General features: G+C 73.9%; 26 protein-coding genes. 22 read left to right on the top strand and 4 right to left on the bottom strand.

Annotated features, from left to right (window positions below; translation table 11 throughout):
* Positions 1-26: 26 nt before the first annotated feature.
* From thrB to FN207_RS14390, 20 genes are all read left to right on the top strand, one after another.
* Positions 27-929: a homoserine kinase gene (gene thrB / locus FN207_RS14485; RefSeq protein WP_221888204.1), complete on the top strand. Its 903-nt coding sequence runs from the start codon at positions 27-29 to the stop codon at positions 927-929.
* Positions 930-1,172: 243 nt separating this feature from the next.
* The gene (gene rho / locus FN207_RS14480; RefSeq protein ID WP_142459191.1) at positions 1,173-3,383 is read left to right on the top strand and encodes a transcription termination factor Rho; all 2,211 of its coding nucleotides are present in this window, start codon (positions 1,173-1,175) and stop codon (positions 3,381-3,383) included.
* A 146-nt stretch (positions 3,384-3,529) separates the two neighbouring features.
* On the top strand, positions 3,530-3,754 hold the full coding sequence (gene rpmE / locus FN207_RS14475) for a 50S ribosomal protein L31 (RefSeq protein ID WP_142459190.1): 225 nt from the start codon (positions 3,530-3,532) through the stop codon (positions 3,752-3,754).
* A 108-nt stretch (positions 3,755-3,862) separates the two neighbouring features.
* Positions 3,863-4,939: a peptide chain release factor 1 gene (prfA, locus tag FN207_RS14470; protein ID WP_142459189.1), complete on the top strand. Its 1,077-nt coding sequence runs from the start codon at positions 3,863-3,865 to the stop codon at positions 4,937-4,939.
* Positions 4,936-5,799, top strand: a complete 864-nt coding sequence (prmC, locus tag FN207_RS14465; protein ID WP_142459357.1) for a peptide chain release factor N(5)-glutamine methyltransferase — start codon at positions 4,936-4,938, stop codon at positions 5,797-5,799. The genes prfA and prmC overlap by 4 nt, the downstream gene beginning before the upstream one ends.
* A 6-nt stretch (positions 5,800-5,805) precedes the next feature.
* On the top strand, positions 5,806-6,447 hold the full coding sequence (locus FN207_RS14460; RefSeq protein ID WP_142459188.1) for an L-threonylcarbamoyladenylate synthase: 642 nt from the start codon (positions 5,806-5,808) through the stop codon (positions 6,445-6,447).
* A 161-nt stretch (positions 6,448-6,608) separates the two neighbouring features.
* Positions 6,609-7,910 carry a glycosyltransferase family 4 protein gene (locus FN207_RS14455; RefSeq protein ID WP_142459187.1) on the top strand — a complete coding sequence of 434 codons (1,302 nt, stop codon included), beginning with the start codon at positions 6,609-6,611 and terminating at the stop codon, positions 7,908-7,910.
* Positions 7,907-8,383: a Cg1360 family ATP-synthase-associated protein gene (locus FN207_RS14450; RefSeq protein ID WP_142459186.1), complete on the top strand. Its 477-nt coding sequence runs from the start codon at positions 7,907-7,909 to the stop codon at positions 8,381-8,383. The genes FN207_RS14455 and FN207_RS14450 overlap by 4 nt, the downstream gene beginning before the upstream one ends.
* Before the next feature lie 13 nt (positions 8,384-8,396).
* A complete protein-coding gene (locus FN207_RS14445) occupies positions 8,397-8,723 on the top strand; it encodes an AtpZ/AtpI family protein (protein ID WP_142459185.1) in 327 nt (108 codons plus the stop codon).
* A complete protein-coding gene (atpB, locus tag FN207_RS14440) occupies positions 8,720-9,550 on the top strand; it encodes a F0F1 ATP synthase subunit A (RefSeq protein ID WP_142459184.1) in 831 nt (276 codons plus the stop codon). Before FN207_RS14445 ends, atpB begins: the two co-directional genes overlap by 4 nt.
* Before the next feature lie 95 nt (positions 9,551-9,645).
* On the top strand, positions 9,646-9,873 hold the full coding sequence (atpE, locus tag FN207_RS14435) for an ATP synthase F0 subunit C (protein WP_029432783.1): 228 nt from the start codon (positions 9,646-9,648) through the stop codon (positions 9,871-9,873).
* Between the two features lie 49 nt (positions 9,874-9,922).
* Positions 9,923-10,504: a F0F1 ATP synthase subunit B gene (locus FN207_RS14430; RefSeq protein ID WP_142459183.1), complete on the top strand. Its 582-nt coding sequence runs from the start codon at positions 9,923-9,925 to the stop codon at positions 10,502-10,504.
* Positions 10,504-11,322: a F0F1 ATP synthase subunit delta gene (locus FN207_RS14425; protein ID WP_142459182.1), complete on the top strand. Its 819-nt coding sequence runs from the start codon at positions 10,504-10,506 to the stop codon at positions 11,320-11,322. The genes FN207_RS14430 and FN207_RS14425 overlap by 1 nt, the downstream gene beginning before the upstream one ends.
* A 55-nt stretch (positions 11,323-11,377) precedes the next feature.
* Positions 11,378-12,997 carry a F0F1 ATP synthase subunit alpha gene (gene atpA / locus FN207_RS14420; RefSeq protein ID WP_142459181.1) on the top strand — a complete coding sequence of 540 codons (1,620 nt, stop codon included), beginning with the start codon at positions 11,378-11,380 and terminating at the stop codon, positions 12,995-12,997.
* Between the two features lies 1 nt (position 12,998).
* Positions 12,999-13,940, top strand: coding sequence for a F0F1 ATP synthase subunit gamma (locus tag FN207_RS14415; protein WP_142459180.1), 942 nt, complete (start codon positions 12,999-13,001; stop codon positions 13,938-13,940).
* A 65-nt stretch (positions 13,941-14,005) separates the two neighbouring features.
* Entirely contained in the window at positions 14,006-15,442 is a 1,437-nt protein-coding gene (atpD, locus tag FN207_RS14410) for a F0F1 ATP synthase subunit beta (RefSeq protein ID WP_110905431.1), read from the top strand.
* A 133-nt stretch (positions 15,443-15,575) separates the two neighbouring features.
* Positions 15,576-16,343: an Rv1352/Rv1906c domain-containing protein gene (locus FN207_RS14405; protein WP_221888203.1), complete on the top strand. Its 768-nt coding sequence runs from the start codon at positions 15,576-15,578 to the stop codon at positions 16,341-16,343.
* Between the two features lie 248 nt (positions 16,344-16,591).
* Entirely contained in the window at positions 16,592-16,804 is a 213-nt protein-coding gene (locus tag FN207_RS14400; RefSeq protein WP_110905430.1) for a hypothetical protein, read from the top strand.
* 139 nt (positions 16,805-16,943) lie between these two features.
* Complete coding sequence (locus tag FN207_RS14395; RefSeq protein ID WP_142459178.1) at positions 16,944-17,333, top strand: F0F1 ATP synthase subunit epsilon; 390 nt, start codon at positions 16,944-16,946, stop codon at positions 17,331-17,333.
* Between the two features lie 31 nt (positions 17,334-17,364).
* Positions 17,365-17,766, top strand: coding sequence for a DUF2550 domain-containing protein (locus FN207_RS14390; protein ID WP_142459177.1), 402 nt, complete (start codon positions 17,365-17,367; stop codon positions 17,764-17,766).
* Between the two features lie 3 nt (positions 17,767-17,769).
* Here the strand turns inward: FN207_RS14390 and FN207_RS14385 are convergent, their stop codons facing one another.
* The gene (locus FN207_RS14385) at positions 17,770-18,372 is read right to left on the bottom strand and encodes a cob(I)yrinic acid a,c-diamide adenosyltransferase (RefSeq protein WP_142459176.1); all 603 of its coding nucleotides are present in this window, start codon (positions 18,370-18,372) and stop codon (positions 17,770-17,772) included.
* Between the two features lie 57 nt (positions 18,373-18,429).
* On the opposite strand from FN207_RS14385, the gene murA reads away from it, so the two are divergent.
* Positions 18,430-19,710, top strand: coding sequence for a UDP-N-acetylglucosamine 1-carboxyvinyltransferase (murA, locus tag FN207_RS14380; protein ID WP_142459175.1), 1,281 nt, complete (start codon positions 18,430-18,432; stop codon positions 19,708-19,710).
* On the opposite strand, the gene FN207_RS14375 is transcribed toward murA, so the two are convergent.
* Positions 19,707-20,039: a hypothetical protein gene (locus tag FN207_RS14375; RefSeq protein ID WP_142459174.1), complete on the bottom strand. Its 333-nt coding sequence runs from the start codon at positions 20,037-20,039 to the stop codon at positions 19,707-19,709. The genes murA and FN207_RS14375 overlap by 4 nt on opposite strands.
* Positions 20,040-20,164: 125 nt before the next feature.
* Here FN207_RS14375 and FN207_RS14370 point away from each other — a divergent pair, with 125 nt between their 5' ends.
* Positions 20,165-22,183 carry a protein meaA gene (locus tag FN207_RS14370; protein ID WP_142459173.1) on the top strand — a complete coding sequence of 673 codons (2,019 nt, stop codon included), beginning with the start codon at positions 20,165-20,167 and terminating at the stop codon, positions 22,181-22,183.
* Positions 22,184-22,259: 76 nt separating this feature from the next.
* On the opposite strand, the gene FN207_RS14365 is transcribed toward FN207_RS14370, so the two are convergent.
* Complete coding sequence (locus FN207_RS14365) at positions 22,260-23,456, bottom strand: sensor domain-containing phosphodiesterase (protein ID WP_142459172.1); 1,197 nt, start codon at positions 23,454-23,456, stop codon at positions 22,260-22,262.
* Positions 23,457-23,516: 60 nt separating this feature from the next.
* Positions 23,517-24,242 carry a YqjF family protein gene (locus FN207_RS14360; RefSeq protein WP_142459171.1) on the bottom strand — a complete coding sequence of 242 codons (726 nt, stop codon included), beginning with the start codon at positions 24,240-24,242 and terminating at the stop codon, positions 23,517-23,519.
* Positions 24,243-24,272 lie beyond the last annotated feature (30 nt).

The raw sequence follows: 24,272 nt of genomic DNA, 5'->3' as shown, positions 1-24,272 counted from the left end.
TGGGGGAGTCCGCCGTCCGGGTCCGCGTGCCCGCGACCAGCGCCAACCTCGGTCCCGCCTTCGACTGCGCCGGCCTCGCGCTGACGCTGCACGACGTCGTCGAGTTCGCCGTCCGCGACGGCGGGCTCACCGTCGAGGTGTCCGGCGTCGGGGCGCGAGAGTTGCCCACCGACGAGTCGCACCTGGTCGTGCGTGCCTTCCGCGCCGCGTGCGAACAGCTCGGGTGGGCCCCGCCCGGGCTGTGCGTGCGCGCCGAGAACGCGATCCCGCAGGGGCGGGGGATGGGGTCGTCAGCGGCCGCCGTCGTCGCCGGCGTGATGGGCGCCTGGGCGCTGTGTCCCGACGTCGAGGCGGTCGACGCCGACGCCGTCCTGCGGCTGGTCAGCGACATCGAGGGCCACCCCGACAACGTGGCCGCCTGCCTGCTCGGCGGCGCGACGCTGTCGTGGACGACGCCGGAGGGCGCTCGGGCCGACCGGCTGCCGGTCAGCGACGAGGTGCTGCCGGTGGTGCTCGTGCCCGAGGCCACGCTGTCGACCCACCTGGCGCGCACGCTGCTGCCGGCCGCGGTGCCGCACGCCGACGCCGCCTTCAACGCCGCCCGCGCGGCGCTGCTCGTGCACGCCCTCGTGGCCGAGCCCGCGCAGCTGCTCGAGGCCACCGAGGACCGGCTGCACCAGCGGCAGCGCGCGGACGCGATGCCGGGCACGATCGCGCTGGTCGACCGGCTGCGCGCCGCCGGCCACGCCGCCGTGGTGTCGGGCGCGGGCCCCAGCGTCCTGGTCCTGGCGCGGCGGACCCCGGACGGCCCCGATCCCGTGCGGGAGGTGACCGGCCTCACCCCGGACGGGTGGCGGGTGTACCCCCTGGAGGTGGACTCCCACGGCGCCCGGGTGACCCGTGTGGCGCCTGGGGTATCGTCTTCGTAACGAGGAACACTCCGCTGGACAGCGGTGTTGTCCCGTCCGTGGCGCGAGTCTAGTCTTCGGACACAGCCGCTCTCTCGGGCGAGCCTCGCGCGGGGCGTTGCAGACGTTCTCTCCGTCGGCGCTGATCCGTCTCGCACCCACTCGATCCGCCGCGTCCTCCCGTCCCGCTCCGGCCGGACGGGCGAGGCGCCGGGTCACCTCCTGCGCTGGTAGGCGCAGGCCACCGCAGGGAAGGACCTGTACGTGAGCGAAACCACCGACCTCGCGACCGCCGGCGCCCCCGAGGGCACCGCGGGCGAGGCTCCTGCTGCCTCCGGCGCCGCGGGCCGGTCCCGCCGCCGTGGCAGCGGGCTGGCCGGCATGCTGCTCCCCGAGCTGCAGCGGCTGGCGGCCGAGCTGGGCATCCCCGGCACCGGCCGCATGCGCAAGGGCGACCTCGTCGCCGCCATCTCCGCCCGTCAGGTCGGCAGCGGCGCCCCGGGCAACGGTGTCCCGGCGCCCAGCGCCCCGGCCGACCCGGCGCCCGCCACCGAGGCGCCGGCCGCCGTCGAGACGCCCGCCGCGGCTCCCGAGGCGCGCGGCGTCGCCGCGACCGCCGCGCCGCTCGAGGCCCCCGTCAGCGGGGGTGCCAACGGCGGTCCGCTGACCGCCACCCCCGACGCCGGCACCGAGGCCAAGGCGCCCGCCGAGAGCGCTCCGCGCCGCCGCCGGGCCGCCAGCCGCCCGGCCGGCGCCCCGGTCGGCACGCAGGCCGAGGCCCCGGCCGCCGCCGAGGAGTCCGCCGCCGCCCAGGCACCGGTCGCCGAGGCGCCCGCCACCGAGGCGCCGACCGCCCCGCCCGCGGAGCGGACCGAGGACGACCGCCCCAGCGGTGAGCGCACCGACGGCGACCGCGCCGAGGGTGACCGCCCGGCCCGCAACCGGGACCGCAACCGCAACCGGGACGGCCGCGACAACGGCCGCGACGGCAACCGGGACGGCGCCGAGCGCACCCCCCGCGACGGCGACCGCGCACCCCGCGACGGCGACCGCAACCAGCGGGACGGCCAGCGCGACGGCCGTGGCCCCGACCGCGGGGACCGCGGCGAGCGCAGCGGCCGGCCGGACCGCAACGAGCGGCCCGACACCCGCCAGGACAGCCGGACCGACACCCGTCCGGACTCGCGTCCCGACACCCGCGGCGACGCCCGCAACGACGAGGACGACGACGACTTCGAGGGCGGCCGCGGCCGCCGCGGGCGCCGGTACCGCGACCGCAACCGCCGCAACGGGCGCGAGCGCTTCGACCAGCCCACCGAGCCCACGGTCAGCGAGGACGACGTCCTGCTGCCGGTCGCCGGCATCCTCGACGTCCTGGACAACTACGCGTTCGTCCGGACCTCGGGCTACCTGACCGGCCCCAACGACGTCTACGTCTCGCTGTCGCAGGTGCGCCGGCACGGCCTGCGCCGCGGTGACGCCATCACCGGCGCGGTCCGCCAGCCGCGCGAGGGCGAGCGCAAGGACAAGTACAACGCCCTGGTCCGGCTCGACTCGGTCAACGGCCTGGACCCCGAGCAGGCGCGCAACCGCCCGGAGTTCACCAAGCTGACGCCGCTCTACCCGCAGGAGCGCCTGCGGCTGGAGACTGATGCCCACCAGCTGACCACCCGGGTCATCGACCTGGTCATGCCGATCGGCAAGGGGCAGCGCGCCCTCATCGTGTCGCCGCCCAAGGCCGGCAAGACGATGGTGCTGCAGGCGATCGCCAACGCGATCACCACGAACAACCCCGAGTGCCACCTCATGGTCGTCCTCGTCGACGAGCGGCCCGAGGAGGTCACCGACATGCAGCGCTCGGTGAAGGGCGAGGTCATCGCCTCGACCTTCGACCGGCCGCCGTCGGACCACACCACGGTCGCGGAGCTGTCGATCGAGCGCGCCAAGCGCCTGGTCGAGATGGGCCACGACGTCGTCGTCCTCCTGGACTCGATCACCCGCCTGGGCCGCGCCTACAACCTGGCCGCCCCGGCCAGCGGGCGCATCCTGTCCGGTGGCGTGGACTCCACGGCGCTCTACCCGCCCAAGCGCTTCCTCGGCGCCGCCCGCAACATCGAGAACGGCGGCTCGCTGACCATCCTGGCCTCGGCGCTGGTCGAGACCGGCTCGACGATGGACACGGTCATCTTCGAGGAGTTCAAGGGCACGGGGAACGCGGAGATCAAGCTCGACCGCCGGCTGGCGGACAAGCGGGTCTTCCCGGCCGTCGACGTCAACGCGTCGGGCACCCGCAAGGAGGAGATCCTCCTCGCGCCCGACGAGCTGGCCATCGTCATCAAGCTGCGCCGGGTGCTCTCCGCGCTCGAGCCGCAGCAGGCCCTGGAACTGCTGCTCGACAAGCTGCGCAAGACGCGCAACAACATCGAGTTCCTCATGCAGATCCAGAAGACGACGCTCGGCCCCGAGAGGGACTGAGCACCCCCGAGCCACCCGTCCGGCGGCGGGGCCCGGCCACCAGGGATACTGGTCGGCCGAGCCCCGCGCTGGCGGCCGGAATGACCGGCCGGCCGCCGGCGTTCAGCCAGACAGCACCGAGACGTCCCCGGAAGAGGCCCCGCATCATGAAGCCCGGTATCCACCCCGAGTACCACACCACCACGGTCACCTGTGGGTGTGGGAACACCTTCACCACCCGCAGCACCGCCCCCGGCGGCACGCTGACCGTGGAGACCTGCTCCGCCTGCCACCCGTTCTACACGGGCAAGCAGCGGATCCTCGACACCGGTGGCCGCGTGGCCCGCTTCGAGAAGCGGTTCGGCAAGCGCGGCGCGACCGCCGGCAAGTAGCACCCCCGACGGCGCCCGTCCCACCTCGCGTGGGACGGGCGCCGTCGTCGTGTCCGGACCCACCCCGGCGGAAATGGCCATTTCTGCCGCGCACGCCAGGAGGCAGCGATGACGAGCAGCGACGCCGCTCCCGACCGGCTGAGCGGGCTGCTCGAGGAGCACGCCGCGCTCGAGACCGAGCTGGCCGACCCCGCGGTGCACACCGACACCGCCCGCGCCCGCCGGCTCGGCCGCCGCTACGCCCAACTCGCGCCGGTGGTCGAGACCGCCCGCGCCCTCGACGCCGCCCGGGACGACCTCGCCGCCGCCCGCGAGCTCGCCGCCGAGGACGCGTCCTTCGCCGAGGAGGCGCGCGGGCTCGAGACGCGGATCGACGAGCTCAGCGACCGCCTGCACGAGCAGCTGCTGCCCAAGGACCCCGACGACGACAAGGACGTCATCCTCGAGATCAAGGCGGGGGAGGGCGGCGCGGAGTCGGCGCTGTTCGCCGGCGACCTGCTGCGCATGTACCTGCGCTACGCCGAGCGCCGCGGCTGGGCCACCGAGGTGCTCGACGCCGTCCCCGCGGAGCTCGGCGGCTACAAGGACGTGTCGATCGCGGTGAAGTCGCGCACCGACGAGGGCATCTGGTCGCGGCTGAAGTTCGAGGGCGGCGTGCACCGCGTCCAGCGCGTGCCGGTCACCGAGTCGCAGGGCCGCATCCACACCTCCGCCGTCGGCGTCCTGGTGCTGCCCGAGGCCGAGGACGTCGACGTCACCGTCGACCCGAACGACCTGCGCATCGACGTCTTCCGCTCCAGCGGCCCCGGCGGGCAGAGCGTGAACACCACCGACTCCGCCGTCCGCATCACCCACCTGCCCACCGGCATCGTGGTCAGCTCGCAGAACGAGAAGAGCCAGCTGCAGAACCGCGAGTCGGCGCTGCGCGTGCTGCGCTCCCGGCTGCTGGCCGCCGCCCGCGAGGAGGCCGCGGCCACCGCCAGCGACCAGCGGCGCAGCCAGGTCCGCACCGTCGACCGCAGCGAGCGGGTGCGCACCTACAACTTCCCGGAGAGCCGCATCTCCGACCACCGGGTCGGCTTCAAGGCGCACAACCTCGACGCCGTCCTCGACGGCGAGCTCGACCCGGTCCTCGACGCGCTCACCCGCGCGCACACCGCCGAGCTGCTGGCGGCCGGCTCCTGAACACCCGCACGCTGCTCGCCGGCGCGGCCCGCCGGCTCGCCGAGGCCGGCGTCGAGTCACCGCGGGTCGACGCCGAGCTGCTGCTCGCCCACGTGCTCGGCGTCGCGCGCACGGCCCTGCTCACCCGCGACGACGTCGACGACGCGGCCGCGGACCGCTTCGCCGCGCTGCTCGACCAGCGCGCCGAGCGGGTCCCGCTGCAGCACCTCACCGGCCGGGCGCCGTTCCGCCACCTCGAGCTGGCGGTCGGCCCGGGCGTGTTCGTGCCCCGGCCGGAGACCGAGCAGCTCGTCGAGTGGGCGCTGGCGCAGCTGACCGGCGTCGACGAGCCGGTCGTCGTCGACCTGGGTGCCGGGTCGGGCGCGATCGCGTTGTCCCTGGCGCACGAGCACCCCGGCGCCCGGGTCACCGCCGTCGAGCGCGACCCGCAGGCCGTCGAGTGGACGCGGCACAACGCCGCCCTCCGCGCGGCCGCCGGCGACCGCGCGGTGACGGTGCTGACCGGCGACATGACCGACCCCGCGCTGCTGCGCGACCTCGACGGCACCGTCGACCTCGTCGTCTCCAACCCGCCCTACGTCCCCGACGGCGCCCGGGTGCCGCGCGAGGTCGCCGACCACGACCCGCCGCTCGCGCTCTGGGGCGGTCCCGACGGCCTCGACGTCGTCCGCGGGCTGCTGACGACGGCGGCCCGGCTGCTGCGCCCCGGCGGTGCGCTCGGCATCGAGCACGCCGACCAGCAGGGCAGCGCGCTGCCCGCACTGGTGCGCGGCACCGGGGACTTCACCGACGTCGCCGACCACCCGGACCTCGTCGGGCGCCCCCGCTTCACGACCGCCCGCCGGAGCGCGCGAGACTGACCGGCCGTGGCCGACCTCTACGACTGCACCGACCCCGAGCAGCTGGCGGCGGGTCTCGCCGCCGCCGCCGCGGCGATCTCCCGCGGCGAGCTCGTGCTCCTCCCCACCGACACCGTCTACGGCGTGGCCGCCGACGCCTTCTCGCCCGCGGCCGTCGCCGGGCTGCTGGCGGCGAAGAACCGCGGCCGCGCGATGCCGGTGCCCGTGCTCGTCGGCGAGGCCTCCACGCTGGCCGGCCTGACGATGAGCGTGCCGCGGGTGGCGCAGCGGCTGGCCGAGGCCTTCTGGCCCGGCGGCCTCACCCTCGTCATCGAGCACGCGCCGTCGCTGGCCTGGGACCTCGGCGACGCCGAGGGGACCGTCGCCGTCCGCCTCCCCGACGACGACGTCGCCCGGGCCCTGCTGCGCCGCACCGGCCCGCTGGCGGTCAGCAGCGCAAACCGCTCCGGGCGGCCCGCCGCCACCAGCGCGGAGGAGGCGAGCGCGCAGCTCGGCGAGCACGCCGCGGTGGTCCTCGACGGCGGCGCGCGGGCCGGATCGGCGGCCAGCACGATCGTCGACTGCACCGGCCCGGTGCCCCGGGTGCTGCGCGTGGGCGCCGTCCCCGTGGAGCGGCTGCGCGAGGTCGTCCCCGAGACGACCGACTAGGGGAGCCGTCCAGGTCCCGCTGCCCCGGGGGACTGCGGGATACCGTGGGGGGTACCGCCAGCCCCGTCCGCCCTGTCGTCTCGCCTCCCGGGAGCACCGCGATGAGCACGCCTGCCGCGCGCCCGGCCGGCACCCGGCGCGGTCCCCACCAGGGCTGAGCCGTGCGCGAGTACGCCGTCGTCCTGCTCACCGCGGCCCTGGTCACCTTCCTGGCCACCCCGGTCGTGCGGATCGCGGCGGTGCGGCTGCGCATGATGGCCGCGCCCCGCGAGCGCGACGTGCACGTCATCCCCACACCTCGCGGTGGGGGCGTGGCGATGTACCTCGGGGTGGCGGCGGCCGTGATGGTGGCCACCCGCCTGCCGGCGCTGCAGCGCACCTTCGACGACTCGCAGACCGCCGCGGTGCTGGTCGCCGGCGGCCTGATCTGCCTGCTCGGCGTCCTCGACGACAAGTTCGGCCTCGACGCGCTCACCAAGCTCACCGGCCAGATCGCCGCGGCCGGCGTCATGGTGCTGCTCGGCGTCCAGTTGGCGTTCCTCTTCCTGCCCTTCGCCGACATCGGGACCATCTCCTTCGGCCCGGACGTCGGCGTGCCGCTGACCATCCTGCTGACCGTGCTGGTGGTCAACGCGCTCAACTTCATCGACGGCCTCGACGGCCTGGCCGCGGGCGTCTCGGCCATCGCCGCACTGGCCTTCTTCGCCTACAGCTACAACCTCAGTCGCGTCGGCTACGACGAGGTGGCCAGCGCCCCGGCCCTGATCACCGCCGTGCTCGCCGGGGCCTGCCTCGGCTTCCTGCCGCACAACTTCAGCCCGGCGCGGATCTTCATGGGTGACTCGGGGTCGATGCTCGTGGGCCTCATGCTGTCGGCCGCCGCGGTGAGCGCCACCGGCCGTGTCGACGCCCAGTCCTTCGACTCCGCCGCCAGCCTGCTGCCCCTCGCACTGCCGCTGCTGGTGCCGATCGCGGTGCTCTTCATCCCGTTCGTCGACCTGCTCCTGGCGGTGATCCGGCGGACCCGCCGTGGGCAGTCGCCGTTCTCACCGGACAAGATGCACCTGCACCACCGGCTGCTGTCCATCGGGCACTCGCACCGCCGGGCGGTGCTGACCATGTACTTCTGGGCGGCTCTCCTGTCCTTCGGTGCGGTGGCCCTCTCGGTCACCGGCGGGACGGTCGAGCTGCTCGTCGTGATCGGGGTGCTGCTCGTCGTGGGTGTCGTCGTCGTCCTGGGGCCGCACGCCCGTCGTGCCGCCCGTGAGGCCCGCGCGGCCGAGATCGCCGCGCAGCGCCGGCGCAGCCGCGCCGCCCACCCGACCGCCCGGGCCCACCGCTCGACCGGCCGCCCCGCGGGGGCGACGGCGGCCACCGTGCCGGCGAGCGCCCCCGTGCCGTCGGCGCCGGCGTCCGGAACGGCCACCCCGCGCGCGGCCGGCGTCGGCCGGGGGCTGCAGTGAGCGCCCCGCAGCCGGGGACGCAGGTCCCCTGGGACCTGTCCTTCCTCAGGGTCGGCGCGCTGGTCACCGGCACCGTGGCCGTCGTCGCCGCTCTCGTCGCCGGGCTGGTGGCCGGCTGGGCCGACGCCGTGGGCGTCCTGGTCGGCGCTCTGGTGGTGACGGCGTTCTTCGTCGTCTCCGGCGTGGTCATCGCCTGGGCGGGGCGGATCAACGACACCTTCACCCTGCCTGCGGCTCTGGGCACCTTCTTCGTCAAGGCCGTCGTGCTCTTCGGCATCCTCAACGCCCTGCCGGAGGACGCCTGGCTCGACCGGCTGACCCTCGCCTGGTCGGTGATCGTCGGCGCCCTGCTGTGGAGCGGCGTCCAGCTGCGGTGGGTGTGGACCCGCCCGATCTACTACGTGACCCCGCCCTCACCACCCGGTCAGGCGACGGTCCCCCCGGCACCGGGCGGGACCGCGACACGCGGCTGATAGTGTCGCCGCGATGGCCGAGGACGACCCCATCCGTGGGGAGCCCCGGCCCCGACCTGCGCGGGCAGCCCCTCAGGGCAGTGGTGCCGAGACCGGCTACGCGGTCATCGGCACGATGATCTCCGGGATGGCCGTGTGGGGCGGAGCCGGGTGGTTGCTGGACCGGTGGCTGGACACGCGGGTGTTCCTGCCGGTCGGGATCCTCCTGGGCATCTCGGTGGCGATCTACCTGGTCGTCAAGCGGTACGGCGGTCTGCCCCCAGCACCGGGGGCACAGGACAACGGCAAGACCCCGGGCGGACGACGGAGCCGGCCCAGGACGCAGAAGGGACAACGGTGACCTCCAGCGCCCTCGCGCTCGTGGACGTGCTCGCCGCCGAGGGTGGTGGCGCCGGAGACGGCTTCCAGGCCCCCGGCCTGAGCGAGTTCTACCCCGAGCCGATCGCCGAGTTCTCCCTGCTGGGCGTCGACTTCGCCATCACCCGCATCACGCTGGGCCTGTGGTTCGCCACGCTCGCGATGCTGGTCTTCATGGTCATGACGGTCCGCAAGCCGCAGATCGTCCCGGGCAAGCTGCAGTTCGTCGGCGAGAGCGGCTACTCCCTCGTCCGCGACGGCATCGCCCGCGACGTCGTCGGCCCGAGGGGCCTGCCCTTCGCGCCGTTCCTCGCGTCGCTGTTCTTCTTCATCCTCGCGAACAACTTCATGTCGATCCTGCCGCTGGCGCAGATCTCGCCCATGTCGAAGTTCGCGTTCCCGCTGGTCCTCGCAGCGATCTGCTGGGTGCTCTACATCTACATCGGCATCCGCGAGCAGGGCGCCGGCCGCTACTTCAAGGACATCCTGTTCCTGCCCGGCGTGCCCAAGCCGATGTACATCCTCGTCACGCCCATCGAGATCCTGCAGAACTTCATCGTCCGGCCGTTCACCCTGGCCGTCCGACTCTTCGCCAACATGTTCGCCGGCCACATGCTGCTGGTGGTCTTCTCCCTCGGCGCGGTCTACCTCTTCAGCCGGGACAACTTCTCGATCGTCTTCGGGCCCATCTCGGCGCTCATGGCCATCGTCATGACCTTCTTCGAGCTGCTGGTCATCTTCCTGCAGGCCTACGTCTTCACCGTACTGATGGGGACCTACCTCAACGGCTCGATCGAGGCCGAGCACTGACGGCCTGACCGCGCAGCACCCGGATCGCACCACCCCAAGACCCCCGCAAGCCGCCCGGAGGACACCGGGCGACGACACAGGAGGAACACCCCGTCATGGATCTTCTCGCTGAGCTCACCGGCAGCATCGGCTCCGTGGGCTACGGCCTGGCCGCCATCGGCCCGGGCATCGGCGTCGGCATCGTGTGGGCGGCCTACATCCAGGCCACCGCGCGCCAGCCCGAGTCGGCCGGCCTGACCCGGACCTACGCCTTCCTCGGGTTCGCCCTCTCCGAGGCGCTGGCGCTGATCGGCTTCGTCGTCCCCTTCGTCTTCGGCACCTGATCCGGGCCTCCGGCCGCGGGTTCCCGACTGAGACAGGGACACTGAGAGCATGAGCATCCTCGCAGCGGAGAGCGCCAACCCGCTCCTCCCGCCGCTCGGTGAGATCATCATCGGCTTCATCGCGTTCGCGATCGTCATGGTGGTCTTCTTCCGGTTCATCGCGCCGCGCTTCGAGCAGGTCTTCCGGGCCCGCCGCGAGGCCATCGAGGGCGGGATCGAGCGGGCGGAGGCCATGCAGGCCGAGGCCAAGGCGGCGCTGGAGCAGTACCGCGCCCAGCTGGCCGAGGCCCGCACCGAGGCGGCGCAGATCCGGGACCAGGCCCGTGCCGAGGGGCAGCAGATCCTCGAGGAGCTGCGGACCCAGGCGCAGGAGGAGTCGGCTCGCATCGTCGCCCGCGGCGAGGAGCAGCTGGCGGCCAACCGGCAGTCGGTCATCAACGAGCTGCGCGGCCAGATCGGCGCACTCGCCGTCGACCTCGCCGGCCGGGTGGTGGGGGAGTCCCTCGAGGACGAGTCCCGCCGTCGCGGCACCGTCGACCGGTTCCTCGACCAGCTCGACGGCATGTCCGGGGGCGGTGCCTCCGACGGCCGCACCGGCAGCACGGTGTTCGTCCCCGGCGGCGACCGCTGATGGACGCCTCCAGCCGGGCGGCGCTCGTGGCCAGCCGCGAGCGCCTGGCGGAGACCACCAGCGGCGCCGCGGGTCCGGGGCTGCTGGCGCTGGCCGACGAGCTGTTCGCCGTCGCGCGGCTGCTCGACGGGCAGATCTCGCTGCGCCGGGCGCTGTCGGACCCGGCGGGTAAGCCCGCCGACCGGGCCGGCCTCGCCCGCCGCATCCTCGGCAGCCGCGTCTCCGCCGCCGCCGTCGACCTCGTCGAGACCGTCGCCCGGCAGCGCTGGTCGCGGCCGCTCGACCTGGTCGAGGCGGTCGAGACGCTCGCCACCGACACGTCCCTGGACGCCGCGGAGGCACGCGGCGAGCTCGAGGGCGTCGAGGACGAGCTGTTCCGCTTCGGCCGGATCGTCGGCGGCGACCCGCAGCTGTCCCGGATCCTGTCCGACGACGCGGCCCCGGCCGAGGGCCGGGCGGCGCTGCTCGACCGGCTGCTGTCGGGGCGGGTCAGCCCGGTCACCGAGCAGCTGGTGCGGAACTCGCTGACCGCCCGGCACGTCGGTAACGCGGAGGTCCGTGTCGAGCGGCTGTCCGAGGCGGCCTCCGCCCGGCGTGGCCGGTCGGTCGCCCACGTGACGACGGCGGTCGCGCTGACCGCGGCGCAGGAGCAGCGGCTGCGCGACGTGCTCGGCCGGATCTACGGACGGACGATCGGTCTGCAGGTGACCGTCGACCCCGGGGTCCTCGGCGGGCTCGTCGTGCGCGTCGGCGACGAGGTCATCGACGGCAGCATCGCCAACCGGCTCGAGGTCGCGAGCCGCCGGCTCGCCGGCTGACGCGACCACCCCAGAACCACAGACTCACGACCCAGCAGGGAAGAGGACGCGCGCCATGGCCGAGCTGACGATCTCCGCAGACGAGATCCGCAGTGCCATCCAGAACTACGTCACCGAGTACTCCCCGGACGTCTCCCGGGAAGAGGTCGGGATCGTCACCGAGGCCGGCGACGGCATCGCCCGGGTCGAGGGCCTGCCCTCGGTCATGACCAACGAGCTGCTCGAGTTCGAGAGCGGCGTCCGCGGCCTGGCCCTGAACCTCGACGTCCGCGAGGTCGGTGTCGTCATCCTCGGTGACTTCGCCGGCATCGAGGAGGGCCAGCAGGTCCGCCGCACCGGCGAGGTCCTGTCGGTGCCGGTCGGTGACGGCTACCTCGGCCGCGTCGTCGACCCGCTGGGCAACCCGATCGACGGTGCCGGCGAGATCGCCACCACCGGCCGTCGCGCCCTCGAGCTGCAGGCGCCCACCGTGGTGCAGCGCCAGTCGGTGCACGAGCCGCTGCAGACCGGCATCAAGGCCATCGACGCCATGACGCCGATCGGCCGCGGCCAGCGCCAGCTGGTCATCGGTGACCGGCAGACCGGCAAGACCGCGATCGTCACCGACACGATCATCAACCAGAAGCAGGCCTGGGAGACCGGTGACCCGGCCCAGCAGGTGCGCTGCATCTACGTCGCCGTCGGCCAGAAGGGCTCGACGATCGCGGCGATCCGCGCCTCCCTCGAGGAGGCCGGCGCGATGGAGTACACGACGATCGTCGCCGCCCCGGCGTCGGAGTCGGCCGGCTTCAAGTACATCGCCCCCTACACCGGCTCGGCCATCGGCCAGCACTGGATGTACGAGGGCAAGCACGTCCTCATCGTGTTCGACGACCTGTCCAAGCAGGCCGAGGCCTACCGCGCCGTCTCGCTGCTGCTGCGCCGCCCGCCGGGCCGCGAGGCCTACCCCGGCGACGTGTTCTACCTCCACTCCCGCCTGCTGGAGCGCTGCGCCAAGCTCTCCGACGACCTGGGCGCCGGCTCGATGACGGGTCTCCCGCTCATCGAGACCAAGGGCAACGACGTGTCGGCCTACATCCCGACGAACGTCATCTCGATCACCGACGGGCAGATCTTCCTCGAGACCGGTCTGTTCAACTCCGGTGTCCGCCCCGCCATCAACGTCGGCATCTCGGTGTCCCGCGTCGGCGGCTCCGCACAGATCAAGGCCATGAAGTCGGTGGCCGGCCGGCTGCGGCTGGACCTGGCGCAGTACCGCGAGCTCGAGGCCTTCGCCTCCTTCTCGTCGGACCTCGACGCCTCCAGCCGCGCGACCCTCGACCGCGGCCAGCGGCTGGTGGAGCTGCTCAAGCAGGGCCAGTACCAGCCCTACCCGGTCGAGCGCGAGGTCGTCTCGCTGTGGCTGGGCACCACCGGCAAGCTCGACCGCGTCCCGGTCGGCGACGTGCGGCGCTTCGAGTCGGAGTTCCTCGACCACATCGCGCGGGCCGAGCCCGGCGTCTACGACGAGATCCGCACCTCGCGGACCCTCGGCGACGACGCCGTCAGCAGCCTCGGGCGCGCCGTCGAGGGCTTCTACCGCCAGTTCACGACGTCGGACGGCAGCTCGCTGACCGACGACGACGACGAGGCGGGCGCCACCGCCCAGGGCGTCTCGACGGCGAAGAGCGCCTGACGTGGCCGGTTCCCTCCGCGCGCTGCGGCGCCGCATCCGCTCCACGCAGTCGACGAAGAAGATCTTCTCGGCCCAGGAGCTGATCGCCGGCGCCCGCATCGTGCGTGCCCAGGCGCGGGTGGAGGCCTCCAAGCCCTACGCCCGCGAGATCACCCGCGTGCTCTCCGCGCTCGCGGCGTCGGCGTCCCTGGAGCACCCGCTGCTCAACGAGCGGACCGAGACGGGCCGGGCGGCGGTGCTCGTGGTCACCTCCGACCGCGGCTTCGCCGGCTCGTACAACGTCAACGTCCTGCGGCGGACCGAGGAGCTGCTCGGCACGCTGCGGCAGCAGGGCAAGGAGCCGGTGCTCTACGTCGTCGGGCGCAAGGGGGAGACGTACTACTCCTTCCGCGACCGCGCCGTGGAGCAGACCTTCACCGGGTTCTCCGAGCAGCCGGCCTACTCCGACGCGCAGGAGGTCGGCCGGGCGCTGATCGACGTCTTCACCCCGGGTGAGGACGCCGACCGCAGTGGCGCCGTGGACGAGGTGCACATCGTCTACACCGAGTTCAAGTCGCTGCTGGCCCAGGTGCCCACCGCCCGCCGGCTGGCGCCGATGGACACCAGCGAGCTCGAGGACCGCGCCGAGGAGGGCGAGGAGACGGGCACCGGTGACTCCGGCGTCCCCACCTCCTACGAGTTCGAGCCCTCGCCCGAGGCCCTGCTCGACGCACTGCTGCCGAAGTACGTCACCACCCGCATCTACGCGGCGCTGCTCGAGGCCGCGGCCTCCGAGTCGGCCTCGCGCCGGCGGGCGATGAAGTCGGCGTCGGACAACGCCGAGGAACTGGCGAAGAACCTGTCCCGCCAGGCCAACCAGGCCCGGCAGGCGGAGATCACCCAGGAGATCAGCGAGATCGTCGGCGGCGCCGACGCGCTGGTGTCCGCCGGCGCCGACGACTGACCCCTCCACCCCGCCTGCCCGGCGGGGACACTGGACCTGAGATCCACCTGAGCCCAGGAGCACCCATGACCGTCACCGAGGACCGTCCGACCACCCAGACGACCGGCCGCGTCGTCCGGGTCACCGGGCCGGTCGTCGACGTCGAGTTCCCGCGCGACGCGATGCCCGACCTGTTCAACGCCCTGCACGTCGACGTGACCCTCGCCGACCTGGGCAAGACGCTGACCCTCGAGGTCGCCCAGCACCTGGGCGACAACGTGGTCCGCACCATCTCCATGGCACCGACCGACGGCCTGGTCCGCGGCGCCGAGGTCACCGACCTGGGTACGCCGATCAACGTCCCGGTGGGCCCGGGCGTCACCGGCCACGTGTTCAACGCGCTCGGCGAGTGCCTCGACACCCCTGGCTACGGCCGCGACCTGCCGCGCTGGTCGATCCACCGGCACGCGCCGCGCTTCGACCAGCTCGAGGGCCGCACCGAGCTGCTCGAGACCGGCATCAAGGTCATCGACCTGCTGACCCCCTACGTGGCCGGCGGGAAGATCGGCCTGTTCGGCGGGGCCGGCGTGGGCAAGACGGTGCTCATCCAGGAGATGATCCGCCGCGTCGCCCAGGAGTTCGGTGGCGTGTCGGTGTTCGCCGGCGTCGGCGAGCGCACCCGTGAGGGCAACGACCTCATCACCGAGATGACCGAGTCCGGCGTCATCGACTCGACCGCGCTGGTCTTCGGTCAGATGGACGAGCCGCCGGGCACCCGGCTGCGGGTCGCGCTCTCGGCGCTGACGATGGCGGAGTACTTCCGCGACGAGCAGAACCAGGACGTGCTGCTCTTCATCGACAACATCTTCCGGTTCACCCAGGCTGGGTCCGAGGTCTCCACGCTGCTGGGCCGCATGCCCTCCGCCGTGGGTTACCAGCCGACCCTCGCCGACGAGATGGGCGAGCTGCAGGAGCGGATCACCTCGACGCGCGGTCACTCGATCACCTCGCTGCAGGCGATCTACGTGCCCGCCGACGACATCACCGACCCGGCGCCGCACACCACCTTCGCCCACCTCGACGCGACGACCGTGCTCTCGCGGCCGATCTCGGAGAAGGGCATCTACCCGGCCGTCGACCCGCTGGACTCCACCAGCCGGATCCTCGACCCGCAGTACGTCGGGCAGGAGCACTACCAGGTCGCGCAGACGGTCAAGCAGATCCTCCAGCGCTACCAGGAGCTGCAGGACATCATCGCGATCCTCGGCATCGACGAGCTCTCCGAGGAGGACAAGGTCACCGTGCAGCGCGCGCGGCGGATCGAGCGCTTCCTCTCGCAGAACATGTTCGTGGCCGAGGCCTTCACCGGTCAGCCCGGCTCCTACGTGCCGCTGTCGGAGACCCTCGAGGCGTTCAAGGCGCTCACCGAGGGTCGCTACGACCACGTGCCGGAGCAGGCCTTCTTCATGTGCGGTGGCCTCGAGGACCTCGAGCGCAACGCGGAGAAGCTCAAGCGCGGCTGAGCCCCACCGGACCGCCACGACGGCCGGGTGCCCCTCCGGGGGTGCCCGGCCGTCGTGCGTCCCGGGGATCGTCGTCCGCGGCTGGCACGATGCCCCGGCCGGTCGCAGGAGCCGGGAGCGGGGGAGCGTGTCAGTGCACGAGCAGGAGGTCGTCCGCGAGGACGACGCGACGCCGGCGGTCGGCGGGCCGGAGTCCGACGGTGGAGCCGGGGCCACGGGGAGCACGACGGTGCTCGAGCGCCTGCCCGGGGTGGGACCGGCGGTGCCCGGGCTGCTGTCGACGGAGGAGGTGCCACCGTCGTCGCGGCGGCCGCGCCGATGGGTGGCGCCGGTCGCCGCCGGTGCCGCGGCACTGCTCGTCGGTGCGGCCGTGGGCGGGTGGATCGGAGCCGACGCGGCCGACGACCAGGTCCGCGTCGACGCCCTGAGCGGCCAGATCGACGATCTGCAGGGACAGGTGGACGCGCTCGAGACCGAGGTCGCCGACACCCGCGAGCAGGCGGAGGCCGACGTCGCCGGCGCCCGCGCGGAGGCCGAGTCGGCTGCGGCCGCGGAGTACGCGGCGCGGCAGGCCGAACTCGACGCGCGCTCGGCCGGCCTGGACGGGCGGGAGGCCGACCTGGCCACCCGCGAGGCCGCCGTCACCGTCCTGGAGCAGCAGGCCGCCGACGGTCGGATCGCCGGCAGTGGCGTGCACCTCGTCGGCACGGAGGTGGCTCCGGGCACCTACCGCGCCACCGACCCGGAGGACTGCTACTGGGAGCGCCGGTCGGGGCTGTCCGGTGACTTCGACGAGATCATCGCCAACGGCATCGGTGCCGGGGACGCCACGGTCACCATCCGCGCCGGGGACGTCGCCTTCTCCTCCGAGCGGTGCGGCTCCTGGGAGCGCATCGGCTGAGGTCAGCGCCGCGAGGACGGCCGGGTGCCCCTCCGGGGGGTGCCCGACCGTCGTGCATTGCGGGCTGCGCCTGCGTGCGCGGACGGTGACGCAGGGTCGGGACGGGGCCGGGGATGACACCCGGAGGGGTTGACCTGGCCCTCTGCGTGGGCAGTTCCCTTCCCGACGCGCCCTCAAGAGCGGGAGCCTCACTGCCGATCGTGCAGATGGCGCCCGGAGGGACCGGACGTGCAGCGCAGGAGACGACGATGGACTGGCTGGATGCGACCAGCACCGACGGCACGGTGACCCGCCTGCCGCCGGGTACCGCCGACCCCGGCTGGACCTGGCCGCCGTCGGCCGTGGTGTCCTCCGTCCAGGACATCTCCTACGACACCGAGGACTGGGCGCCGGCGTCCACCGTCCGCCACCCGTGGGTGCGCGTCGGGCGCTGGACGCTGCTCTACCGCCGCGCCGCCTGAGGACCGCCGCCCGGCCGGGTGAGCGCCGGGCCACCCGCGCCGGACACGCCCGGACGCGCGGCTAGAGTGGGGACGACCGTCGCCGTGCCCGCCCGGCCGGCGTCCCAGCACCGCTCGTCGGTGGATCCGGAGGAGTGTCGTGGCGACCCTGCAGGTCGAGTTGGTGGCCGTTGAGCGGACCATCTGGTCCGGTGAGGCCAGCATGGTCATCGCCCGCACGACCGAGGGCGAGATCGGCGTCCTGCCCAGCCACGCGCCGCTGCTCGGCGAGCTCGCGCCCGGCGGTGTCGTCACCATCCGCACGACCGAGGGCGAGGACGTCGTCGCCGCCGCCCACGGGGGCTTCCTGTCGGTGACGCCGCAGGGGGTGTCCATCCTCGCCGAGACGGCCGAGATCGCCTCCGAGATCGACGTCGAGCGCGCCCGCGAGGCGCTGCGCCGCGCCGAGCAGGCCGGGGACGACCCCGACGCCCTCGCCGCCGCCCGCCGCGCGCAGTCCCGGCTGCGCGCCGCCGGACAGGCCGACTGACCCGACCGGACCGCGACCGCCCGACGACCCGGTGACCACCGCCCTCCTCGTCCTCGCCGGGGTGCTGGTCGTCGTCCTGGTGGTCGCCTTCCTGATCCGCCGCCGGTTCCTCCTGTCCGGGCTCGGCGCGGTGACCATGTGGCTGCGTCCGGCCGGGAGCTCCCGGTGGTCGGTGGGCGTCGCCTGGTACGGCGGGGACGCGCTGCTGTGGTACCGCGCGGTGTCCCTGTCGGTGCGCCCGCAGCAGCGGCTGTGCCGTACCGAGGTGCACGTCGCGAGCCGGCGGGGACCGGGCCGCGAGGACGTCGCGCTGCCCGACGACGCCGTCGTCCTGCGCTGCGACACCAACCGCGGGCCCACCGAGCTGGCCATGGACCGCTCGACGGTGACCGGCTTCCTGTCTTGGGTGGAGTCCGCCCCACCCGTCCACTGAGGGTCAGGTGCGCGCGGCCCGCTGGGCGTGCACGCCGCTGTGCGCCCCGGGCTCCCAGAGCACGTCGCCGTCCGGGTTGGCCTCGCGGGCGAGGATGAACAGCAGGTCCGACAGCCGGTTGAGGTAGCGCGCGGTCTCGGGGTTGGTGCGCTCGCCGTCGGCCTCGAGCAGCGCCCACACGCTGCGCTCGGCCCGTCGGACGACCACCCGCGCCTGGTGCAGCAGCGCGGCCAGCGCCGTCCCGCCGGGCAGCACGAAGCTGGTCAGCTTCGGCAGGGCCTCGTTGTGCTCGTCGCAGGCCGCCTCGAGCCGCTCGGTGTAGGCCGCGGTCACCCGCAGCGGCGGGTGCGCGGGGTCGGGCAGCACGGGGGTGGACAGGTCGGCGCCGACGTCGAAGAGGTCGTTCTGCACGCTGCGGACGAGCTCGACCATCCCGGGCGACGGCGACCCGAGCGCCAGCGCCAGGCCGAGCACGCTGTTGGCCTCGTCGACGTCGGCGTAGGCGATCAGCCGCGGGGCGGTCTTGGACACCCGGCTCATGTCGCCGAGGTGCGTCTGCCCGGCGTCACCGGTCTTCGTGTAGATGCGGGTGAGCCGGACCGTCATGACCGCAGCCTAGGACGCTGCCGGGAGCCGTCCGCGTGGCCGCCGTAGGGTGGCCCGGTGCAGTGCTTCGAGGTGACCGGCGGCACGGCCCTGACCGGACGGGTGCGGGTCACGGGGGCGAAGAACAGCGCGCTCAAGCTCATGGCCGCCGCGCTGCTGGCCGCCGGGCGGACGACGATCGACGAGGTCCCCGACATCCTCGACGTCGCGATCATGAGCGAGGTGCTGCGCCGCCTGGGCTGCGGCGTCACCTACGAGCGCTCGGGCAGGCCCGGCGGCGGGGGACGGGTCGTCGTCGACGTGCCGGAGGACCCCGACACCGAGACCGACTACGACCTCGTGCGCAAGATGCGCGCCTCCATCAGCGTGCTCGGCCCCCTGGTCGCCCGGCGCGGCAGCGCCCGGGTCGCCCTGCCCGGCGGCGACGCCATCGGCTCGCGCGGGCTGGACATGCACATCTCCGGCCTCGAGCGGCTCGGCGCCTCGATCCACAGCGAGCACGGCTTCCTCGTCGCGAGTGCCCCGAAGCTCAAGGGGACGTCGATCTGGCTGGACTTCCCGTCGGTCGGCGCCACCGAGAACCTGCTCATGGCCGCCGTCCTCGCCGAGGGCTCGACGGTCATCGACAACGCCGCCCGCGAGCCGGAGATCGTCGACATCTGCTCGATGCTCACCGCGATGGGCGCCCGCATCGACGGCGCCGGCACCTCCACGCTCAGCATCGAGGGCGTCGACTCCCTCGCCCCGGTCGCCTGCGCGACGGTGCCCGACCGGATCGTGGCCGGGACCTGGGCGATCGGGGCGGTCATGACCCGCGGCGACGTCGTCGTCGAGCGGGCCGTGCCCGAGCACCTCGCCGTCCCGCTGGACAAGCTGGTGAGCGCCGGCGCCACCGTCGAGGTGGTCGAGGACGGCATCCGGGTCGCGATGGACGAGCGCCCGCGCGGGGTCGACGTCGTCACGCTGCCCTTCCCGGGGTTCCCCACCGACCTGCAGCCGATGGCGGTCGCGCTGGCCGCGGTGTCGACCGGCACGGCGCTGATCACCGAGAACGTCTTCGAGGGCCGGTTCATGTTCGTCAACGAGCTGGTCCGGCTCGGTGCCGACGTGCGCATCGACGGCCACCACGCCGTCGTCCGCGGCCGCGAGCGGCTGTCGTCGGCCCCGGTGCTGGCCACCGACATCCGCGCCGGCGCCGGGCTGGTGCTCGCCGGGCTGCTCACCGACGGCGTGACCGAGGTGCAGGACGTGCACCACGTCGACCGCGGCTACCCCGACTTCGTCGACCTGCTGCGCGGCCTCGGCGCCGACATCAAGCGGATCGAGCGCCCCGACTAGGCAGCGGGGAACGAGGCGGCCAGCTCCCGGGCTCGGGCGGCGTCCTCCGGAAAGACCAGGACGTCGGCGCGGTGGGCCTCGGGGAAGCGGATCGTCGAGCGGATCCCGGCGTCGGAGAGGACTGCGCGCAGCGCCAGGGCCGACTCCCGCCGCGACAGCGTGGCCACGCGGGTGAGCAGGCCGTCGTCGGACGGCATCGGGCGGCCACGGCGCATGCCGCCGGTCGAATTGCCCCCGAAGGCCCACCGCATGAACAGCACGAGCAGGACCATGACGACGATCGCGACGACCGGCCCGACGATGTAGCTCAGACTGCCCGGCTGCAGCATCCCGGCCTCCCTCGACGAGCGGCGGACGGGCCGTCCGACCCGGTCGCACACGATCGAGTGTGCCACCGCCGGGGCTCCCGGACCGGTGCTCCTACTCGCCAGTAGCGCCCCTACACTCCGCTGGCATGCCGTTCCCTTCATCGCCGAAGGACCGCGACCGCCCCTGGGTGATGCGCACCTACGCGGGGCACTCCTCGCCGGCCGAGTCCAACGCGCTCTACCGCCGGAACCTGGCGAAGGGGCAGACCGGCCTGTCGGTGGCCTTCGACCTGCCGACGCAGACCGGCTACGACCCCGACGACGAGCTCGCCGTCGGTGAGGTGGGCAAGGTCGGCGTCCCCGTCACGCACATCGGCGACATGCGGGCGCTCTTCGACGGCATCCCGCTCGACGAGATGAACACGTCGATGACGATCAACGCCACCGCGATGTGGCTGCTCGCGCTCTACCAGGCGGTCGCCGAGGAGCACGGGCACGACGTCTCCACGCTCGCCGGCACGACGCAGAACGACATCATCAAGGAGTACCTGTCGCGGGGGACCTACGTCTTCCCGCCGGGGCCCTCGATGCGGCTGATCACCGACATGGTCGCCTACACCGTCACGGCGATGCCGAAGTGGAACCCGATCAACATCTGCAGCTACCACCTGCAGGAGGCCGGGGCGACGCCGGTGCAGGAGATCGCCTACGCGATGAGCACCGCGATCGCCGTCCTGGACTCGGTGCGCGACTCCGGCCAGGTGCCGCAGGAGCGCTTCGGCGAGGTCGTCGCCCGCATCTCCTTCTTCGTCAACGCGGGCGTCCGCTTCGTCGAGGAGATGTGCAAGATGCGCGCCTTCACCCAGCTCTGGGACGAGCTGACGCAGGAGCGCTACGGCGTGCAGGACCCCAAGCACCGGAGGTTCCGCTACGGCGTCCAGGTCAACTCCCTCGGCCTGACCGAGGCGCAGCCGGAGAACAACGTCCAGCGCATCGTGCTGGAGATGCTCGCGGTCACGCTGTCCAAGGACGCCCGCGCCCGCGCGGTGCAGCTGCCGGCCTGGAACGAGGCGCTGGGCCTGCCCCGGCCGTGGGACCAGCAGTGGTCGCTGCGGCTGCAGCAGGTGCTGGCCTACGAGACCGACCTGCTCGAGTACGACGACCTGTTCACCGGGTCGGTCGTGGTGGAGAAGAAGGTCGCCGAGCTCGTCGAGGGCGCCCGCGCCGAGATCGCCCGCGTGCAGGAGATGGGCGGGGCCGTGGCCGCCGTCGAGTCCGGGTACATGAAGGGCCAGCTCGTCGGCTCGCTCGCCGAGCGGCGCCGCCGGATGGAGAGCGGTGACGACGTCGTCGTCGGCGTGAACCGGTTCGACACCACCGAGCCCAACCCGCTCACCGCCGACCTCGACACCGCGATCATGGTGGTCGACCCCGCCGTCGAGGCCGCCGCCCAGCGGGCCGTGCAGGAGTGGCGGGCCGCCCGCGACCCGGAGCCGGTCGAGCGGGCGCTGGCCGCGCTGCGCGAGGCCGCCGGCAGCGACGTCAACCTGATGGAGGCCACCCTGCAGTGCGCCCGCGCGGGCGTCACGACGGGGGAGTGGGCCGGCGTGCTGCGCGAGGTGTTCGGCGAGTACCGGGCCCCCACGGGCGTCGCCGCGGCCGCCGGCAGCGGCGAGGCCGACGAGACGCTGGTGCGGGTGCGCGAGCGGGTGCGCGCCACGGGCGAGGAGCTCGGCGGCCGGCTGCGGTTCCTGGTCGGCAAGCCCGGCCTCGACGGGCACTCCAACGGCGCCGAGCAGATCGCCGTCCGGGCCCGCGACGCCGGCTTCGAGGTCGTCTACCAGGGCATCCGGCTCACGCCCGCGCAGATCGTGTCGGCCGCCGTCGAGGAGGACGTGCACGTGGTCGGGCTGTCGGTGCTGTCCGGGTCGCACCTGCAGGTGGTCCCGGCGGTGCTGCAGGGCCTGCGCGAGGCCGGCCTGGACGACGTCCCCGTGGTCGTCGGCGGGATCATCCCCGACAGTGACGCCCGCCGGCTGCGCGAGCAGGGCGTGGCCCGGGTGTTCACGCCCAAGGACTTCGGGCTCAACGACATCATGGGCCAGGTCGTCGACGTCGTCCGCGAGGCCAACGGGCTGGACGAGCGGGTCCCGGCCCCGGCCTAGTCGAAGGACCCCCTGCTCCCCACCCCTCGCAGGCTCGGGGCGGTGCCCGGCAGGGGGCCACAGGGAACCGGAATGATCACCCCACTGGCGCCGGGCGGCCGAACAGGTGGCCCTGGCCGTAGCGGACGCCCCGGGCGACGAGGGCGTCGCGCTCGGCCGGGGTCTCGATGCCCTCGGCCACCAGCCGGGCGCCGGTCTCGGCGGCGAAGGCCACCATCGCGGCGGTCATCGCCTGCCGTGCCGGGTCGGTGTCGACGCCGCTGACCAGCGCGATGTCGAGCTTGATGGTGTCCGGGCACAACCGCAGGATGTGCCGGAGGCTGGCGTAGCCGGCGCCGGCGTCGTCGATGCTCAGGCGGATGCCGGCCGCGCGCAGCGGCTCGAGCGCGGTGAGGACCGGGCCGTAGTCCTCGATGGGCGAGTGCTCGGTGATCTCCACGGTGAGCGCCGTCGAGCGGGCGCCGTCGAGGAGCGCGGCGGCCACCGCGGAGGACAGCAGCGCGGAGGGGGACAGGTTGACCGCCAGGCGCAGCCCCTGGGGCAGCCGGGCGGCGGCCGCGAGCGCCGACCGCACGGCCAGCAGCTCCAGCTCCACCCCCAGGCCCACGGCGGCGGCGTCGGCGAACAGCCCGGCTGGTCCCCCGTCGTGCCCCGGGAAGCGGGACAGCGCCTCGTGGGCGACCACCGTGCCGGTGTGCATGTCCACGACCGGCTGCACGTGCACGGTGACGGCGCCCCGGTCGAGGACCTGGCGGACGCGGGTCCGGCGGGCGGCCAGCTCGGCCTCGGCGAACTCCTCGGCGGCCATCCGGTCGCCGATCAGCTCGGCGAGCATCTCCACCGTTCGCGCCGACGAGCCGTCGAGCTGCTCGCCGGCGTCCCGGCTGATGCAGCACAGCATCCCGACCGGGCGCCGGTCGGGACTGCGGACCGGCGCCCCCACGTAGGAACCGATCCCCAGCTGCCCGGTGACGGCGAGGTCGCGGGTGAGCGGGTTGCGGTCGGCGGCGGTGACCACCGGCGGCAGCTGCCCGGACAGCACCCGCACGCAGAACGACTCCTCCAGCGGCATCGACATGCCCTCGGAGACGCCCATGGCGTCCAAATCACCGGTGGCCGAGGCGATCTCCTGGCGGTCCTCGGTGAACACCGACAGCCACGCCACGTCCATCCCGAGCCGGTCGCGCGCGAGGTCCAGGAGGCGGTGCACCCAGTCGTCGGCGCGGTCGGGGGTTCCCATGACGGCGGTCGCGGCGGACCGTGGTGCTGCCACGGGGACATCCTCGCCGCTGCCGGCCCACTTGCCCAGCGCTACCGGAACGTGTCCGTACGGCTACAGGCGGGGGCCGAAGCGGACGTCGACGCCGGGGGAGAACAGCACGCTGTCGGGCGGCCCGCCGATCCCGGGCAGGCCGGCCGCGGCCAGCAGGTCGCCGTCCCAGGTCAGCAGCTCGGCGGAGTGCAGCGGCCAGGCCGGGTGCTCGTTGGGCCAGTAGCGGGTCCGGCCGAAGGCGGTCTGGTGCAGTCCCCAGCGGCCGGTGAGGAACCGCTCGACCGGGCCGGGGTCGGTCAGCGGCGGGCCCACCCGCAGCTCCACGCGGCCGCCGGCGCCCCGCGGTCCGGGCCAGCGCCGGCGGGAGGTGTAGGTCAGCCGGTCGCCGTCGCGGTCGAACCGCATCCGCGACCACAGGTAGGGCAGCCCCGCGGCCCGGGCGACCAGCACCGGCAGCAGCCGGTCGGCGTCCAGGGACCGGAAGACGACGCCGCGGCGGCCGGAGGCGTCCACGGAGTAGAGCCGCACATTGGTCTCGAGGAAGGAGCCGACCCAGGGCAGGCCGGGGGAGCCGAGGACGCCGATGCGGCGCATGCGGAAGGGCACCAGGCCCACCCAGGTGCGCCCGTCCGGCGTCGTGTCCGGCCGGGTGCCCGGCGGCAGCAGCGGCGCGACGACGGCGGGGTCGGCCGCCCAGTGCACGAACGCGACGTCGCGCCAGCCCTGGCTGAACAGCGTCCGGCCGGCGGGGCGCGGCGCGGTGTCGGTGACCTCCTCGACGTCCATCACCCCAGCGTCCCAGCGACGTTGCCGCCG

The organism is Geodermatophilus aquaeductus, from assembly GCF_900182545.1.
In the GTDB taxonomy this organism is placed as follows: domain Bacteria; phylum Actinomycetota; class Actinomycetes; order Mycobacteriales; family Geodermatophilaceae; genus Geodermatophilus; species Geodermatophilus aquaeductus.
This window is presented reverse-complemented; position numbering and strand designations above follow the sequence as displayed.